Genomic DNA, 14970 nt, shown 5'->3' on the forward strand with positions numbered 1-14970 from the left:
CTATTAAAACAGAACATCATTATGGGATAAACAATGCAGAACAGCATGCCGCCGCTTAGCGCCCTGCGCGCCTTTGAAGCCACTGCCCGATTGGGTAGCGTGACCGCTGCTGCCGATGAGCTAAGCGTTACCCATGGCGCGGTTAGCCGCCAACTTAAAAGCCTGGATGAGCATTTTGGTGTAGCGCTATTTGCAAAAGCAGGGCGTGGGCTGGTGCTGACTCACCATGGTGAGCAACTGCAAAGCGGCGTGGGCGAGGCATTTAGCAAACTGCGCAATAGTTGCGCAGCACTCAAGCGTGATGTGGAAGAAGCGCCCTTTACTCTGGCCTGCCCTGGCAGCCTGCTAGCGCGCTGGCTAATTCCCCGCCTGGATCGCCTGAACCAAGAGCTGCCGCAACTGAAGCTAAAAGTCGTGGTAAGTGACAGCGAACTGCCCGGACAACAGGTTGATACCAGCGCCACCCTGGCGTTTATTGAACCGCCCTGGCCCGCGGATGTGAAGGTTATCGAGCTACTTTCCGAGCAGATTTGCCCAGTAGCAAGCCCACTACTAGCAGCACACATCGACCCAGCCAAGCCAGAATCGTTATTTGCCAACAAGCTGTTAGTGACCGCTTCACGTCCCCAGGCGTGGCCACAGTGGGCGAGTGCCAAAGGGCTGGAGCAACGTGCATTGGAGGATGCCCTTCAACAGGGCCAAAGGTTTGCCCATCTTTATTATCTGATTGAAGCAGCAGTGGCAGGCTTAGGCGTAGCAATAGCACCCAAACTACTGGTGGAAGACGATTTACGCAGCGGGCGGCTTGTGGCTCCTTGGGGAAGTATCGAAACACCCGCCCGCCTCTGCCTATGGCTGCCGAAACAAACCAACAGCCGCCGCAGCGAGCCACTGGCAGAGTGGCTTAAGCAGGAATTGGGGGCTGGCCACTGCTAGTCTGGCTACTCCTTTAGCGCTTGTTTGCACAAAGTGTGTGGGCTATTTGTTCACGCACCCAACGATGTGCACTGTGACCATGGTTACGCTCATGCCACACCATACCGACTTTGAATCCCAGTGATTTAATGGGGGATTCAACAATTTTAAGGTCGGAACGTTGGGCGACTAAACGCCGTGGTACCAGCGCCACAAGAGGAGAGTGAGCAACAATTTCAGGGATGAACAGGAATGAAGCGGTCGATAGCACAACGTTGCGCTTATAGCCCAATGTATGTAAGACCTGATCCACTGGGGTGAAGAAATTGTCTCCACTGAGCGACACAATCACATGCTCAAGCTGGACATAATCTTCAATTGTCATTTCATCACTGAGTCGCGGGTGGTTCTCGCAGCCAACCAACACATAGGTTTCGTCGTACAGGGATTTTGATCGTAAAGTCTGTGGTGCTTCTTCTGGCGTCATAAGTGCAAGGTCCACTTCACCACACGCCATCAGGGCTTCCAACCGAGGTGGTTCCAGATTACGTATTGCGATCCTGACGCCGGGTGCTTTTCGCCTTAACTCGTTCATGATCGACAAACCAACAACCGTTTGCAGATAGTCGGTACATGCAATCGTGATGGTCAGCTTTGCTTGGGCAGGCTCAAAGTGCTGGTGCGTTGTTAGCGTCTCTCGCACCTGATCTAGTGCAAAACGCAATGGGGAAAGTAACTCCAACGCTTTGGCGGTAGGCATCATTCCACGATGAGCAGGAATCAGCAGCGGATCATTGAACATACCCCTAAGGCGACTCAACTGAGCGCTGACAGCAGGCTGGCTCAGATTCAGCCGCGCGGCCGCTCTGGTGACATTTTGCTCTTCAAGCAAAGCCTCTAATGTCACCAACAAATTAAGGTCAAGTCTTTTGGCATCCATGCTTACGATAGTAAGTCATAAAACTATTAATTTCACTGATACTTCAATCTTGCGCACACTGCCTACTGTATCCACTTAGAGTGATAGTCACTCGCTAACTCGCCTGTAGGAGCAGCAAAGTGTCCAAGACCATATTGATGGTGTATGCCCACCCCGAACCCACATCACTAACCCGCCTATTCGTTACCGAAACGATACGAATACTGGAACAACAAGGCCATGTCGTGCTGCAATCAGACCTATATGGCATGGGTTGGAAGGCGACTTTTGATGAGCAGGATTTCCCCAACCGTATAAACCAAGACCGGCTAGATTTTATCCAAGAGTCGCAGCACGCTTATACCAATCACCAACAGACGTTGGATGTTGCCGCAGAGCAAGACAAGCTGCTTGCCGCCGATGCAGTCATATTTCATTTCCCTCTTTGGTGGTTTGGTATGCCCGCCATTCTCAAAGGCTGGATAGATCGAGTGTATGCCTACGGATTCGCCTACGGATACAAAGGCGAAGGCAACCGGTATCGCTATGGGGACGGTATTCTCAAAGGCAAACGAGCCCTACTTTCAGTAATGGTAGGGGGACCAGAGGAGGACTATTCGCCCCGTGGCATTAATGGCCCCTTGGAGGAGTTGTTATTTCCCATCACGCACGGCGCTCTCTTTTTTCCCGGCTTGGATGTACTGCCCACCCATGCCGTGTATGGCAGCGGCAAGCTTTCAAAAGCTAACGTAGAGAAAGAGTTAGCCACTTGGCACCTTCGCCTCAATCATCTCTTTAATGAATCACCTATTCCCTTCCGGCGCCAAAATGGTGGAGAGTATCAATTTAACATCCTCGCCGATCATATCGCCGCCGGGAAAAAGGGGCTGACCATTCACATCGACAATTAGCCGAGCAGTAGAAATCAAGACCATAAATACAAGGACGCTTAACTATATAGCATTACTAACACATGTAACTTTGGAGTCGAGGGGGAAGGCGCAACACATCAGGGCCTCCCCCTTCTGACTCTCTCACTACACAAATGCAGTCTGCTGAAAACTATCCCTGGCAATTACTGCGGCATGCCATGCTTTGAGCTGTGGGTACGCTTCCTTCCAGTGCACTTCTGGCAACCTGAAGGCCAAGTAATCTAGCGCAACAGCGCAGGCGATTTCACCAAGAGTCATCGAAGGCGCCAGCTGACTTTCGTGGAGTTCACTGTCCAGTTGCTCCACTATTCGTTGCATGGCTCGCTGGCGCCTTCGCCCAAGCTCACTGTGATCAATCTCAGCGCCATAGTGCTTTCTGGCGATAACGGTCGTAAACGCAACATCCATCAGGTTCTGACCAAGCCCGGCCAGATGCAGTACATTCGCTAATCGAGCTTGTGGAATCATGGGCGAGCTAGCACTGACGCTATCAAGATAAACAGCAATCAACATTGACTCGCTAAGTGTCTTTCCTTCGTCTGTCACTAGCGCTGGAATTCGCCCGGCGGGATTAACCTCTAGCAGCGCTTGGTCATCTGCCCAAGGGTCGCACCAGCGCAATGTAACGTCATCCACCAGCCCCTTCTCAAGTAAGATGATCCGCGCTAGGCGCGCATAGGGTGACGTTGCGTTAAGAAAAAGCTGCATTATGGCCTCCGGTTCTTATTGGAGAGAGGAACAGTAGAGAGGGAAACGTGACGCTGCTGGCATCGGCTCAGCAGCACCAGTACAAAGCCGCCTACCAATACCAGGCTGCTAATCGCAAATAGCGGTGAATAAGTGCCCCAGGCTACATAGAGCGCCGACATCGCGTAGCCAGCAAACGCTTGAGCCGCAGCGAAAGCAGCAGTCGCTTGCCCCCAGAGCTTTTTGTGGGCAGTGGGGCCGACCAATTCAGCCAGTCGTCCAGACGTCAGCGCGACAATACCTGGGATCATCGCGCCTACCACAAACGATGAAACTGACTGACTAAGCAATGCGAGTGAAAATACTGGCAGCGACACAGCGGCAGCCTTAGCTAAAAAAGCGAGGGTTAAACCATGGTGCCAGCCCACTTTTCGCGCCAACGTTCCTACTACCAGTGGCCCGCACACAGCGCCCAAGCCGAAAATGCCCCACTGTAGAGAAGCCGCTTGATGCCCTAAGGCATTTTCTCTGGCGAGATAATCCACCCAAAATACGGTATGTGGAACAAACCCGACGGCGTCCAGGGCATACGCCCCGATCACCAGTAGCACAGCGGCATTTATTCCGGCATACCCGGTCTGACTTGCTGACTTTTCCTGACTGGCCAACGGTGGTGAGGACAGCTGAGTAACGCCCCAGTCACATACCAGAGCAGCAGCAATACAGAGCAGACCCAGCGTTGCCCAGGTAACCGTTAGGCTTAGCTCCAGAAGCACTGGCACCACCGATGCGGAAAGCAGTGCACCGAAGCCAATGCCAGTAAATACCAGGGCACCGACACTCGTCCGCCTTTCCGGAGGCGTGGTCGACAGAGCCAACGATGGGCCAACCACCATGAGAATGGCGCCAGCAATACCTGAGACTAATCGCCAAAAGAAAAACCAGCTAAAACTGCCCGCCCCCGCACAGAGGAAAAAGCTCAGTGCGATCGCTACGAAACTTGCCCCCATCACCGCGCGAACAGAAAAACGCTCACTTAGTGTGTGAGCAGACAACGCACCAATAAAGTAGCCGAGAAGATTAGCAGCCCCAAGATAAGCTCCTTGGCTGGCACTGAACCACCCTTCTTGAATCAGCGCCGGTAATAGCGGTGTGTAGGCAAAACGGGCAATGCCTATTCCTGCCAAGGTGGCCATCACGCCGGTCATCAGAGCAGGCAAGTCTTTGCTATTGATCATGTCGTATCCTTCCTAAATCGCTGTGCGGCAAGATTGGCAACAGGCGTATTTACCTGTAGCTTACCCACCCCAACAATTCTTTAGAAACGATTTATAATGATAGCCTCTATCTTTTTTTGAGATATTTCTTAAGATGGCTATTGAGATGCTTTTTGAGATGGTGGTCGCTTAAGGGAGATAAGAATGCAGTTTAAATCATTGCGGCTGTTTATGGCGGTGGCAGAAACCGGCAGCTTTATGGCTGCCGCAAAGCAACTGCACACAGTGCAATCTAACGTGACCACGCATATCAAAAAACTTGAGGAGGAATTAGGCGCGCAGCTGGTTCATCGCGCGGGTGGCGTGCGCCTTACGTCTGCGGGGCTAGCGTTACTGGATTATGCAGAACGGTTGCTGGCAGTACATGACGAAGCATTGATGCTGTTTCAAAGCGCAGAGAACGCAACAGGCCAGCTGCGCTTGGGATCGATGGAAACGACTATGGCGCTACGTCTTCCCCCGATATTAGCGGCCTATCATGCTGACTTTCCAGAGGTTGATATGACGCTGGCGACCGGCCCCACCGCCAGCTTGATTGAGAAGCTCATGGACGGTCAGGCGGATGGCGTGTTTGTGGCCGGCGCTATCGATCATCATCGCTATCATTCGCTCAAAGTCTTCAGCGAACAGCTTGTGCTGGTAAGTTCAGCCCCTATGACGAGCGTACCCAGCTCTGAAGAACTACTGACAGCAACGTTTCTCGCATTTCGCCAGGGATGTAGTTACCGGCAACGTATCGAATTACTGCTGGCATCTCAGGGAATAAATGCCGTGCGTGTTTTTGAGTTTGGCACGCTAGACGCCATGCTTGGTTGCGTAGCAGCCGGGATGGGGTACACCGTGCTGCCACGTATTATCATTGAAGCGCACCAGCACCGCTTCGGCATTCACGCGCTGGAACTGCCCTCCGCGATTGCCAATATCGATACCTATTTTGTTACTTCAGAACCCGCTACCTGGTCGCCCGCATTAGCCCGTTTTGTCGATACGTTACACCAGCAAGCCAGGTTATAGACGCTTCATTCCTTCTGAGCAATTAAGGACGTGTCTACACCGTTCGCCAAAGATTCTGTTTCGGCAATTTCGATCAGCCGGCGTACCGCCGACACCCCTGAATCCCTGCGCCACACCAGCATCAGAGGCAAAGCTAGCTTGAGATCCTTTAAGCGATGGCTTACCACCCCTTCTGGTGCCCCTGCCATGGTCATGGCCGGTAAAATACTGCAGCCCATGCCAGCAGCCACCAAACACAACATAGTAGCGTTGTCAGTTCCCTCCTGTACCACATGAGGAGTGAACCCCGCTCGCTGAAAGGCGTGAATCAGCTTGTCGTGATAGACCGGGGTGGCGCTACGATCAAACCAGATAAAGTTCTCGTCATTGAGCTCGGCTAGGTATCGCGGCGGGTGTCGCGCTAGGCGTGAGGTGGCACTGGTAACCAATACGAGATGATCTTCATACAAGCAATGGCTACAGAGGCTGTCATCGTCTTCCGGAGGGAAGAACAACATGCCAGCATCCAGCCTCCCACGGCGAATTGCATCGACCTGAGGCCCCGAAAGCAGCGACTCCACCTTCAGCGTGACCTCAGGATATTGCTCGCGGAAACGGTTGAGCAAACCGATTATCTGCGGCACCCATAAGTGCATCACCGTCACCCCCAGACGCAACTCACCGAATTGGCCGTCGGCGATGCGCCGTGCATTACGCTTGGCCTGTTCGAATTCGCCAAGTAAACGCCGAGTATCACGGTAGAACGATTCGCCTGCGGCAGTCAGGCGAACGCCATGCCGTGAACGAGTCAGCAACGTTGTACCGACCTCATCTTCAAGCAGCAGCAATTGACGTGACAGGGCTGGCTGAGCAAGTGGTATCCGTCGTGCTGCTGAGGAGATAGCTCCCTCCTCTACGACGGTCTGAAAATATTTTAAGCGTTTGAAGTCCATCTCATTCCCATTGAATGACACGCCGTGGCTCTTTCCATCCAATATAAGCATGGAAAGCTAATAAAAAAACTATTTTCTCTATGCCACCGAAACAACCAAGATGAATTGGCCCATCCAACAACTATGCGAATCGACTATGACAGAACTCATCAACGCAAATTTCTTCGAGCGTCACCACGCCGAGCTGACCCAAATGCGGCACGAGCTGCATCGTCACCCAGAGCTAGGGTTTCAGGAACATGCCACGGCTAAGCGCATCGCTGAAGAACTAGAACGTCTCGGTTTGACCTTTGAAACTGGCATCGGCAAAACCGGTATCGTTGCGACTGTCACCGGTGATCAGCCCGACAATGGACGCCAGATTGGTCTACGCGCCGATATGGACGCTCTACCGATCCAAGAGCTTAGCGAGCACAACCACACATCCGAAGTACCCGGCCGAATGCATGCCTGCGGCCATGATGGTCACACGACCCTGCTGCTTGGCGTCGCCCGCTACCTGGCTGAACACCGCGACTTCGCTGGCACCATTCACCTAGTCTTTCAGCCCGCAGAAGAGGGCTTAGGTGGTGGCCGGGCAATGGTTGAAGAGGGGTTGTTCGAGCGCTTTCCTATGCAGGCCATCTACGCCCTGCACAACTGGCCTTCTCTGCCTGCTGGCCAAGTGGCCGTCCGCTCAGGTGCCATCATGGCAGCCACCGATCGGCTCGATATCCGTGTACGCGGAAAAGGGGGCCATGGAGGCGTCAACCCACACCTATCGACAGATCCTGTGCGTATGGCGGGTGCCCTGATTCAAAATCTTCACTCCGTGGTCGCACGTGATATTAATCCTCTCTCCCCCGCGGCTCTCAGCCTGTGTGGATTGCAGGGGGGCGATATTGACGGTTTCGCCATTATTCCCGATGAAGTACGCATCAGCGGTACAGCACGAAGCCTTGATGCCGACACTCAGGATCGTATTGAGCATGCGGTTCGCCGTGTTTGTGAAGGGGTGGCCATTGCCCATGGCGGCGACATTGAGGTCGACTACCAGCGCATATTCCCAGCGACGGTCAATAGCGAGGCAGAAACCCGCCACGTGGAATCCTGTGTTGTGCAAACACTCGGCGAAGCAGCCCTAGTGCGTGACGTCGCCCCTAGCCTTGGCGGCGAAGATTTCTCCTTCATGCTGCAGCGTTGCCCAGGAGCCTACTTCTTCCTCGGTACAGCCAAGGATGAAGCCACCGCACCATTACACAACGCTCGTTACGACTTTAACGACGACATTATTCCCACTGGTTGCCAACTGCTGGTGGCAATCGGCCTCGGCGCACTCGCTGCCGCCTGAACGAGGCCTGTTCTACTACCGATAACACCACAATAACGAGGTATGCATATGAAATCCCGGCCCTCGCTTCCCTCTAGGGGATTGCTGATTTACTTCACTATCTGTGCGCTGGCGATGATCTGGCCTGGCGCATTAGTGGCCAACCGCATCGAACCGATGGTGATTGGCTTGCCCTTCTTCATGTTCTGGTACGTCGCTTGGGTCTTTGCCCTATTTGTGGGGCTAGTGATTGCCTATCGTCACGATGCCGCGCAGGAGGTGAACGATGAGTGATTCACTGCTGATCACTACCATCACCCTAGCCTATCTACTGATCGTTCTGGCGGTAGGCCTGCGAGCAAGACATAACCAGAGCTCTTCTCTGGAAGGCTACGTCGCTGGTGGGCGCCACATGGGGCTACTGGTGCTGTTTTTCATTCTTGGAGCGGAGATATTCTCTGCTTTCGCCTTTCTTGGAGCCCCTGGCTGGGCCTACAGCAAGGGGGCACCGGCACTCTATATCATCGCCTACCTAGCGCTCGCTGTGATTGTATGGTGGTTAATCGCTCCATATATTTCGCGGCTTGGCCGCCGCCATGGCTTCCTGACCCAGGCAGAGTTCCTCTCCGCCTGTTATCCAACTCGGGGGAATCTGCTGGGGTTGTTCATCGGTGTGGTCAGCGTACTGGCGATGATCCCCTACCTAACCATTCAGATCGCTGGTGCAGGGCTGCTCTTCGAGGCGGCAACCTCAGGCACCATTCCGTTCTGGCTCGGCAGCTTACTAGCCTGTGGCGTGGTGGCGGCCTATGTCTACGCGAGCGGCTTACAAGGCATCGGCTGGACCAACCTGCTTCAGGGCGTGATGATGGTGGGCGTCGCGTGGTTCCTAGGCTTAGCAACGGCCGACCAGTTCTTCGGCGGAGTTGGCGAGATGTTCCGCGAGCTGCAGCGCGAAGCGCCGGAATACCTAACCATGCCCGGTGCTGGCGGCATGGGCTGGGGCGCCTTCTCCACAGCAATCCTGGTTAGTGCCCTAGGTTGCGTAATGTGGCCGCACATTTTCATGAAGTTTTATAGTGCGCGCAGTGAGCGAACCCTCAAACAGGTGTTCGTGCTCTACCCACTTTATAGCTATCTGCTGGTGCCATTGCTGATTATCGGCTTCGCTGGAGTTTTACTACTGGAAGATAGCCCACTCGACTCCGCTGATCGCGTGCTGTTGACGTTAGTGGTCGAGCTAGCTGACTTCCCAGCGTGGCTGATCGGTATAGCACTCTCCGGCGCGCTGGCCGCTGCAATGTCTACTGCTGCCAACTTGGCCCATACCTCCGCCACTATCCTGGTAAGAGACGTGGGTCAGCACCTGCCCGTGCTGCGTGGTATATCTGATGACAAGGCACTCAAACTGACTCGCTACGGTGTGGTAGTGATCTCCTTAGCGGCCTACCTGCTAGCCCTAGCCAATCCTGGTTCATTGGTTGGCCTGTTACTCGGCGCCTACGGCATCGTGGTGCAGTTGTTGCCGATGCTGCTTGGCGCACTATTTTGGCGGCGAGCCTCACGTACTGGCGCCTTTGCAGGTCTAGCAATAGGCGCGGCCCTAACCCTATTGTTCCAGTTTGGAGTCAGCACTCCATTCGGCTGGCACGCTGGCTTCTGTGGTCTAGTCGTCAATACCGTCGTGTTCATCGGAGTGAGTCTCGTGACACACAGTTCATCATCGTACTCACCGGCCCAGGCTCTCAGTTCCAAAGGCTGACGCTTGGCTTTAACGCCCTCTCCTGGCTACGGAGAGGGCGTTGATGGCATCAATTAGAGTCATACCCCCCGCTTCTCAGCCCACGCCAAGCGAGCGTGGTTACTGGCGACCAGTTCAATAAGAAAGTCCGCCACGGCACGGGTTCGGCGTGACTGTGTAAGATCTGTTTGGATGACGAGGTAAATAGGCTGGTCCACGCCAATATCAGAAGCAATGCAGACCAACCCCGCCTCCTGAGCCAAAAAGTGCGGTAATACTGCTATCCCTAGCCCAGCTTTAGCTGCCGCGATTTGGGTCGCCACAGAGGTAGTGGTTAACGCTGGTTCTCGCCCTTGTAGAACGCGCTCGACCCACTGTGCTGCAGGCAGGTGCGCTTGCGTCTCCCCCCAGGTGATAAAGGCATCCATGTCGTAGTCGCCAGCATCAAGAGTCGTTTTACGCTGCGCCGCATAGGCTGAGCTAGCGTAAAGCCCATAGCCTAAGGAACCCAAGCGGCGAAGGGTGACATTACCGCGTTCGGGCTTGACCATTCTGAGGGCTAGATCGGCATCACGACGGTGCAAATTGACAGTAGAGATATCCGTCACTAGCTCAAGCGTAATGCCAGGATACTGTCGACGAAATTGCGCAAGCGCAGGTAGAATCAATGCCGTTGCCAGATTCTCTGCGGTAGCCAAACGCACTCTACCACTCAGCTGTGAGTGGCGGGACACATCGGTGGTAAACGCCACTGCAGCCGCTTCCAGCGCTTCAGCTTTCTCGACCAGCCCTGCTCCTTCCTCGGTCAGTTGGTAGCCCGACTGTTGGCGCACAAATAGCGGTAGTTTCAGCGCTTTTTCCAGCCGTTCAATACGTCGAGAGAGCGTCGCAATGCCCAAACGGAGTTCCGCTGCGGCACCACTCAGGGTGCCGTGACGAGCCACAGCCAAAAAGGCGCGGGTGTCATCCCACACCCACCCACGGGGCATCTGTTTTTCAAAACCGGAAAATGGCTTATCGAACTCGTTCATTTTTTTCATTATGGGATAGTGCCACGCTGTCACTCCGCTACTCAAGAACGGTTTACGGAGAGACAGCATGCAACAACGTACACTTGGCACCGACCTTTCTATTTCCGCTATTGGCCTGGGCTGCATGGGCATGAGTGAATTCTACGGCCCACGGGATGACAGTGAATCACTACGCGTATTGGCGCAGGCAGTGGAACTGGGCATCGATTTTTTTGATACGGCAGATATGTACGGACCACACCATAACGAAGAGCTGATTGGCCGCTTCCTCGCTAAGCATAAGCCGCAAGTGCGTATCGCAACTAAGTTTGGCATTGTGCGCAACCCCGGTGAGTATCAACGACGCCTGGACAACAGCGCCGAGTATGCGCGCAAGGCCTGCGAGGCATCGCTGCGGCGGTTAGGGGTCGAGCAAATCGATCTCTACTACGTCCATCGCGTTACCCCGGATGCGCCTATTGAAGAGACCATGGAAGGCCTCACCCAGCTAGTCAAAGAGGGAAAAATTGCCCATATCGGCCTGTGCGAGGTCAGCGCTGACACCTTGCGCCGCGCCCATGCAGTGCACCCGATTACTGCCGTCCAAACCGAGTATTCGCTTTGGACACGCGACGTAGAGCAGGCGGTGCTCCCCACCTGTAACGAGCTAGGCATCGGCTTTGTGCCCTACTCGCCACTAGGCCGGGGATTCTTGACGGGTAGATTTCAGGATACTGCGGATTTCGAGGAAGGCGATTTTCGCCCTAACTTGCCGCGCTTTTCAGATCAGGCCATGAGCACCAACCGCCGAATCGCCGACGTGATTGGTGAAGTGGCCGCCAACAAAGGCTGCACACCTGCACAGCTATCGCTCGCCTGGCTACTGTCTAAAGGCCCCAACATCGTGCCAATTCCAGGGACTAAGCGGCTGCGCTACCTTGAAGAGAATGCAGCAGCAACGTCGATTACTCTTACCGCTGATGAGCAACGTCAGTTGGAAGCAGCCACCGCACGCATTCCAGTGATCGGTGAGCGCTACACGCCGGAAGGCATGAAAGGGGTTAATGCATGAGTTAACTAACGCCTAATCGCCGCATTATTGGCAGCGGGCGCGGACTTGAGGTGTATAGCCAAACTCCGTTTTGAAGGCAGCCACAAAACTGCTGACGCTTTTATAGCCTACCGTATAGGCCACGGCGGTTGAGCTTTCGCCTCTATCCAGGGCTTCAAGCGCGTTCATCAACTTGAAGCGGGTACGCCATTGGCGAAAGGTCAGCCCGGTGTCGGACTTAAATAGCCTTTCTAGCGTTCGTACGCTCGCCCCGGCAAGGCCCGCCAGCTCAGCTAATGTGTGGCGATTATCCGGGTGGTTGACCATGTGGCTAATGATACGTCGCAACCGCGGGTCAGTCCCAGAAGGTAGCGACAAATTCTCAGCGGGTAGACTATTTAGCTCATCAATCGCGACTAGGCCTAGGCGCGTCGTGCTGGCATCGTCGTCGCGACACTTTAGGGAATCGTTTAGCCTTAGCACAATCTCGCGCATCAACGTGCTCATCGCCACCATCACCACCTGGGTGTCCTGATCACGTGCCCTACAAGTAGGATCAATGTAGAGGTTGCGGGTTTCCACCAGCGTTTCACAACTCACTTGGTGGAGACAGTTACTGGGTATCCACACGCCGTGAGTAGAGGGTACAACCCACACCGCTTGTTCACTGGTAACACGCAGCACGCCGTGTTTAGCCCATAGCAATTGCCCGCGAGGGTGAGCGTGCGGCAATACCCCAGTTTCAGCCTGCATACTGCGAGCGCGAGTCAATACAGGGCGACTAGGATCGAGGACGAACGCTATATCACTGGGTGGCGACATTGTCGCTTTATCGCTATTTATTGTCATATCTTGCCCTCAACACGTCAGCATGCAGGCGCTATTGTAGGTCCAGCTGCGCGCACCGCGCAATTGAGTTCATCGCCACCAGGACCCCCTTCATGCTTCGTTCACTTCGCTTTTCCCACGCAATAACAACAGCGGCTTTATTGGTGGCTTTGTTATTGGCATTTTTTCCCTTAGCGGGCAATCCAGCGTCATTTTCTTACAGCGCTGGCATGGTACTGCTCACGCTGGTGCTGTGGAGTACCGGGATACTCCCCCCATTTCTGACTGGCCTGATCTTCTTTGCGCTGGTTAGCATATTGGGTCTGCTAGCGCCGGAGCAGCTATTCGCCGGGTTTGGCTCGACAGCCGTGTGGATGGTTATCTCCGGATTTGTAATTGGCTCAGCCATTACATCAAGCAAGCTTGGCGATCAACTAGCGGCCGTATTAGCACCACTGCTAACGGCAAGCTATCCACGGCTGATTGGGGGATTAGTGTTAACCGCCGTAGCACTAGGCTTTGTGATGCCCTCTTCAGCGGGTCGAGCGGTGGTATTGATTCCTATTGGTTTAGCATTGGCTGAACGAGTGGGCTTTGAGCCGGGCAGCGCTGGCCGACTGGGCGTAGCCACTGCTCTTGCTGCCGCTTGTAACATGCCAAGTTTTGCGGTGCTTCCATCCAACCTCCCTAATATGATTTTGGCAGGTGCAAGTGAAAGTCTATATGGCATTCATTTTGGCTATGCGGAGTATCTACTACTGCACTTTCCTATTTTGGGAATGCTAAAAGCACTATTGATCGTGGCGCTGGTAATAGTGGTATTCCCAGCCCGCATTGACCCACAGTTCAAGCAAGCCGTCGCTGAAACCAAATTTTCCGGCGATGCGACACAGCAAAAAAAAGTGGCTGTCATACTGGGCATTACGTTGATGTTTTGGGTTACCGATACGCTACACGGCATCAACCCTGCGTGGGTGGGGCTGATGGCAGCGGTAGTGCTAATGATGCCAAAGGTCGGTGTCATGGCCCCGAAATCATTCAATGGAGCGACAGATTTTGGCACCGTAGTATTTGTGGCCGCAGCATTGGGGGTGGGAACACTGGTAAATGTCTCAGGCATTGGCAGTGTTATGGGAAGAGAGTTTAGTCAACTGCTGGAGACGAGCAACAGTAGCCCCTTCTGGGACTTTATGTCGCTTTCATTGATGGCCACCTTGACTGGAGTAGTCGCCACCACACCCAATGTAGCTACCATACTAACTCCCATGGCCACCGAATTCGCCGCGGCTTCAGAGCTGTCACTTTCCACGGTATTAATGACTCAGGTAGTAGGCTTTTCCACCGTCATTTTTCCGTATCAGGTGGCGCCCTTGATTATGGCCATGCAGCTATCTAAAGAGCCTCTGAGCCAATTGTTGAAAATCATCATCCCATTAGCGCTAATAACGATCTTACTATTGATGCCATTAGACTACCTTTGGTGGCGACTGTTGGGTTGGGTGGGTTAGAGACACCCAGTAACGATTGCTCTAGCCCAACGACGGAGCAATTTCCTCAAACAATTTCCTCAAACAATCTCATCAATTGAGCGCCTTCCATCCAGCAGCAGATACTCCTGGTTAGTCATACTAGGAGTTTGCGCCAACGGCGTCGTTATTGCTCCTCTTGATTTGTGCAATTCAACCTTAACAGAGGAGCTGTTTGTTGATTCTGCGTTGGCTTAGCATCTATCGATGAGGATAGACGACAAACGCCAACTTGTTGCCGTCTGGATCTCGTACGTAGGCGGCGAAAAAACCTTCACCATACTGAGGGCGGTAACCTGGCGGACCTTCATCGCTGCCCCCGTTCTGCATCGCTAATTGATAGAGCGTATCGACTTCTTTAGGATCAGCAAATTGAAACGCGGTCATAGTGCCGTTGCCAACGCTAGCGGGATAACCATTAAAGGGAAAACCAACAAAGAACCTTGGCACATTGACATCATCTGGGTCGCCGAAAGAAACGCAGGCATCGTCTTGCCAGCACACATCCAGCCCCATACTGTTAAACAACGGCGCATAAAAGCGAAGTGCACGCTCCAGGTTATGCGTTCCTACCATTGTATAAGCAATCATTGTGGCTACCTCTTATCGTCTATCTCCTTGTTTAGCTACTTAGTTCAGATAGCCGCCGATCGCTGGGCTATCAGTGAGAAGATAAGCAGTCCCCTTTCCCTACTCGCACATCGCAAAGTCACTCTTCTGGCTCTCCAAACCAAATTTCTTATCTTTGGCGCTAATGGCGGCTACTCGTTCAGGCTGTTTGATCATTAACGACATCCTGAAAAGAAGCTTAGCAGTTCCTAGGCGTTGG

General features: G+C 53.7%; 15 protein-coding genes. 8 read left to right on the forward strand and 7 right to left on the reverse strand.

Features of this window, described 5'->3' with window-relative positions:
- Positions 1-33: 33 nt before the first annotated feature.
- Positions 34-936 carry a LysR family transcriptional regulator gene (locus tag NF683_RS00655; RefSeq protein WP_253921004.1) on the forward strand — a complete coding sequence of 301 codons (903 nt, stop codon included), beginning with the start codon at positions 34-36 and terminating at the stop codon, positions 934-936.
- 13 nt (positions 937-949) lie between these two features.
- On the opposite strand, the gene NF683_RS00660 is transcribed toward NF683_RS00655, so the two are convergent.
- On the reverse strand, positions 950-1855 hold the full coding sequence (locus NF683_RS00660; protein ID WP_253921005.1) for a LysR family transcriptional regulator: 906 nt from the start codon (positions 1853-1855) through the stop codon (positions 950-952).
- Between the two features lie 119 nt (positions 1856-1974).
- On the opposite strand from NF683_RS00660, the gene NF683_RS00665 reads away from it, so the two are divergent.
- Complete coding sequence (locus NF683_RS00665; RefSeq protein ID WP_193084707.1) at positions 1975-2745, forward strand: NAD(P)H-dependent oxidoreductase; 771 nt, start codon at positions 1975-1977, stop codon at positions 2743-2745.
- Positions 2746-2871: 126 nt separating this feature from the next.
- Here NF683_RS00665 and NF683_RS00670 read toward each other — a convergent pair whose 3' ends face one another.
- Positions 2872-3474 carry a glutathione S-transferase N-terminal domain-containing protein gene (locus tag NF683_RS00670; protein WP_253921006.1) on the reverse strand — a complete coding sequence of 201 codons (603 nt, stop codon included), beginning with the start codon at positions 3472-3474 and terminating at the stop codon, positions 2872-2874.
- Positions 3474-4691: a YbfB/YjiJ family MFS transporter gene (locus NF683_RS00675; protein ID WP_253921007.1), complete on the reverse strand. Its 1218-nt coding sequence runs from the start codon at positions 4689-4691 to the stop codon at positions 3474-3476. The genes NF683_RS00670 and NF683_RS00675 overlap by 1 nt, the downstream gene beginning before the upstream one ends.
- Before the next feature lie 183 nt (positions 4692-4874).
- Here NF683_RS00675 and NF683_RS00680 point away from each other — a divergent pair, with 183 nt between their 5' ends.
- Positions 4875-5744 carry a LysR family transcriptional regulator gene (locus NF683_RS00680; RefSeq protein ID WP_253921008.1) on the forward strand — a complete coding sequence of 290 codons (870 nt, stop codon included), beginning with the start codon at positions 4875-4877 and terminating at the stop codon, positions 5742-5744.
- Positions 5745-5749: 5 nt separating this feature from the next.
- On the opposite strand, the gene NF683_RS00685 is transcribed toward NF683_RS00680, so the two are convergent.
- Positions 5750-6697, reverse strand: a complete 948-nt coding sequence (locus NF683_RS00685) for a LysR family transcriptional regulator (RefSeq protein WP_253921009.1) — start codon at positions 6695-6697, stop codon at positions 5750-5752.
- A gap of 115 nt (positions 6698-6812) precedes the next feature.
- Between NF683_RS00685 and NF683_RS00690 the strand changes: the two genes are divergently transcribed.
- From NF683_RS00690 to NF683_RS00700, 3 genes are read left to right on the forward strand one after another with little or no spacing between them, the layout of a single operon-like run.
- Entirely contained in the window at positions 6813-8006 is a 1194-nt protein-coding gene (locus NF683_RS00690) for a M20 aminoacylase family protein (protein WP_253921010.1), read from the forward strand.
- Between the two features lie 48 nt (positions 8007-8054).
- On the forward strand, positions 8055-8279 hold the full coding sequence (locus NF683_RS00695; protein ID WP_253921011.1) for a DUF3311 domain-containing protein: 225 nt from the start codon (positions 8055-8057) through the stop codon (positions 8277-8279).
- Positions 8272-9747: a sodium:solute symporter family protein gene (locus NF683_RS00700; RefSeq protein ID WP_253921012.1), complete on the forward strand. Its 1476-nt coding sequence runs from the start codon at positions 8272-8274 to the stop codon at positions 9745-9747. The genes NF683_RS00695 and NF683_RS00700 overlap by 8 nt, the downstream gene beginning before the upstream one ends.
- A gap of 59 nt (positions 9748-9806) precedes the next feature.
- Here NF683_RS00700 and NF683_RS00705 read toward each other — a convergent pair whose 3' ends face one another.
- Positions 9807-10766 carry a LysR family transcriptional regulator gene (locus NF683_RS00705; protein WP_253921013.1) on the reverse strand — a complete coding sequence of 320 codons (960 nt, stop codon included), beginning with the start codon at positions 10764-10766 and terminating at the stop codon, positions 9807-9809.
- Between the two features lie 58 nt (positions 10767-10824).
- On the opposite strand from NF683_RS00705, the gene NF683_RS00710 reads away from it, so the two are divergent.
- The gene (locus NF683_RS00710) at positions 10825-11808 is read left to right on the forward strand and encodes an aldo/keto reductase (protein ID WP_089039469.1); all 984 of its coding nucleotides are present in this window, start codon (positions 10825-10827) and stop codon (positions 11806-11808) included.
- Positions 11809-11832: 24 nt separating this feature from the next.
- Here NF683_RS00710 and NF683_RS00715 read toward each other — a convergent pair whose 3' ends face one another.
- Positions 11833-12636, reverse strand: a complete 804-nt coding sequence (locus tag NF683_RS00715) for an AraC family transcriptional regulator (protein WP_193068783.1) — start codon at positions 12634-12636, stop codon at positions 11833-11835.
- 92 nt (positions 12637-12728) lie between these two features.
- On the opposite strand from NF683_RS00715, the gene NF683_RS00720 reads away from it, so the two are divergent.
- Complete coding sequence (locus NF683_RS00720) at positions 12729-14123, forward strand: SLC13 family permease (protein ID WP_089039471.1); 1395 nt, start codon at positions 12729-12731, stop codon at positions 14121-14123.
- Between the two features lie 219 nt (positions 14124-14342).
- On the opposite strand, the gene NF683_RS00725 is transcribed toward NF683_RS00720, so the two are convergent.
- Complete coding sequence (locus NF683_RS00725; RefSeq protein WP_038477195.1) at positions 14343-14732, reverse strand: VOC family protein; 390 nt, start codon at positions 14730-14732, stop codon at positions 14343-14345.
- Positions 14733-14970: the final 238 nt, after the last annotated feature.

The sequence above is a fragment of the Halomonas sp. MS1 genome (assembly GCF_024182575.1).
Classification (GTDB): Bacteria; Pseudomonadota; Gammaproteobacteria; order Pseudomonadales; family Halomonadaceae; genus Vreelandella.

Excerpts from the sequence above, each read along its gene's own strand:
- NF683_RS00655 (WP_253921004.1), top strand. The coding sequence starts at position 34 with ATGCAGAACAGCATGCCGCCGCTTAGCGCCCTGCGCGCCTTTGAAGCC.
- NF683_RS00660 (WP_253921005.1), bottom strand. The coding sequence starts at position 1,855 with ATGGATGCCAAAAGACTTGACCTTAATTTGTTGGTGACATTAGAGGCT.
- NF683_RS00670 (WP_253921006.1), bottom strand. The coding sequence starts at position 3,474 with ATGCAGCTTTTTCTTAACGCAACGTCACCCTATGCGCGCCTAGCGCGG.
- NF683_RS00675 (WP_253921007.1), bottom strand. The coding sequence starts at position 4,691 with ATGATCAATAGCAAAGACTTGCCTGCTCTGATGACCGGCGTGATGGCC.
- NF683_RS00680 (WP_253921008.1), top strand. The coding sequence starts at position 4,875 with ATGCAGTTTAAATCATTGCGGCTGTTTATGGCGGTGGCAGAAACCGGC.
- NF683_RS00690 (WP_253921010.1), top strand. The coding sequence starts at position 6,813 with ATGACAGAACTCATCAACGCAAATTTCTTCGAGCGTCACCACGCCGAG.
- NF683_RS00695 (WP_253921011.1), top strand. The coding sequence starts at position 8,055 with ATGAAATCCCGGCCCTCGCTTCCCTCTAGGGGATTGCTGATTTACTTC.
- NF683_RS00700 (WP_253921012.1), top strand. The coding sequence starts at position 8,272 with ATGAGTGATTCACTGCTGATCACTACCATCACCCTAGCCTATCTACTG.
- NF683_RS00705 (WP_253921013.1), bottom strand. The coding sequence starts at position 10,766 with ATGAAAAAAATGAACGAGTTCGATAAGCCATTTTCCGGTTTTGAAAAA.
- NF683_RS00710 (WP_089039469.1), top strand. The coding sequence starts at position 10,825 with ATGCAACAACGTACACTTGGCACCGACCTTTCTATTTCCGCTATTGGC.
- NF683_RS00715 (WP_193068783.1), bottom strand. The coding sequence starts at position 12,636 with ATGACAATAAATAGCGATAAAGCGACAATGTCGCCACCCAGTGATATA.
- NF683_RS00720 (WP_089039471.1), top strand. The coding sequence starts at position 12,729 with ATGCTTCGTTCACTTCGCTTTTCCCACGCAATAACAACAGCGGCTTTA.
- NF683_RS00725 (WP_038477195.1), bottom strand. The coding sequence starts at position 14,732 with ATGATTGCTTATACAATGGTAGGAACGCATAACCTGGAGCGTGCACTT.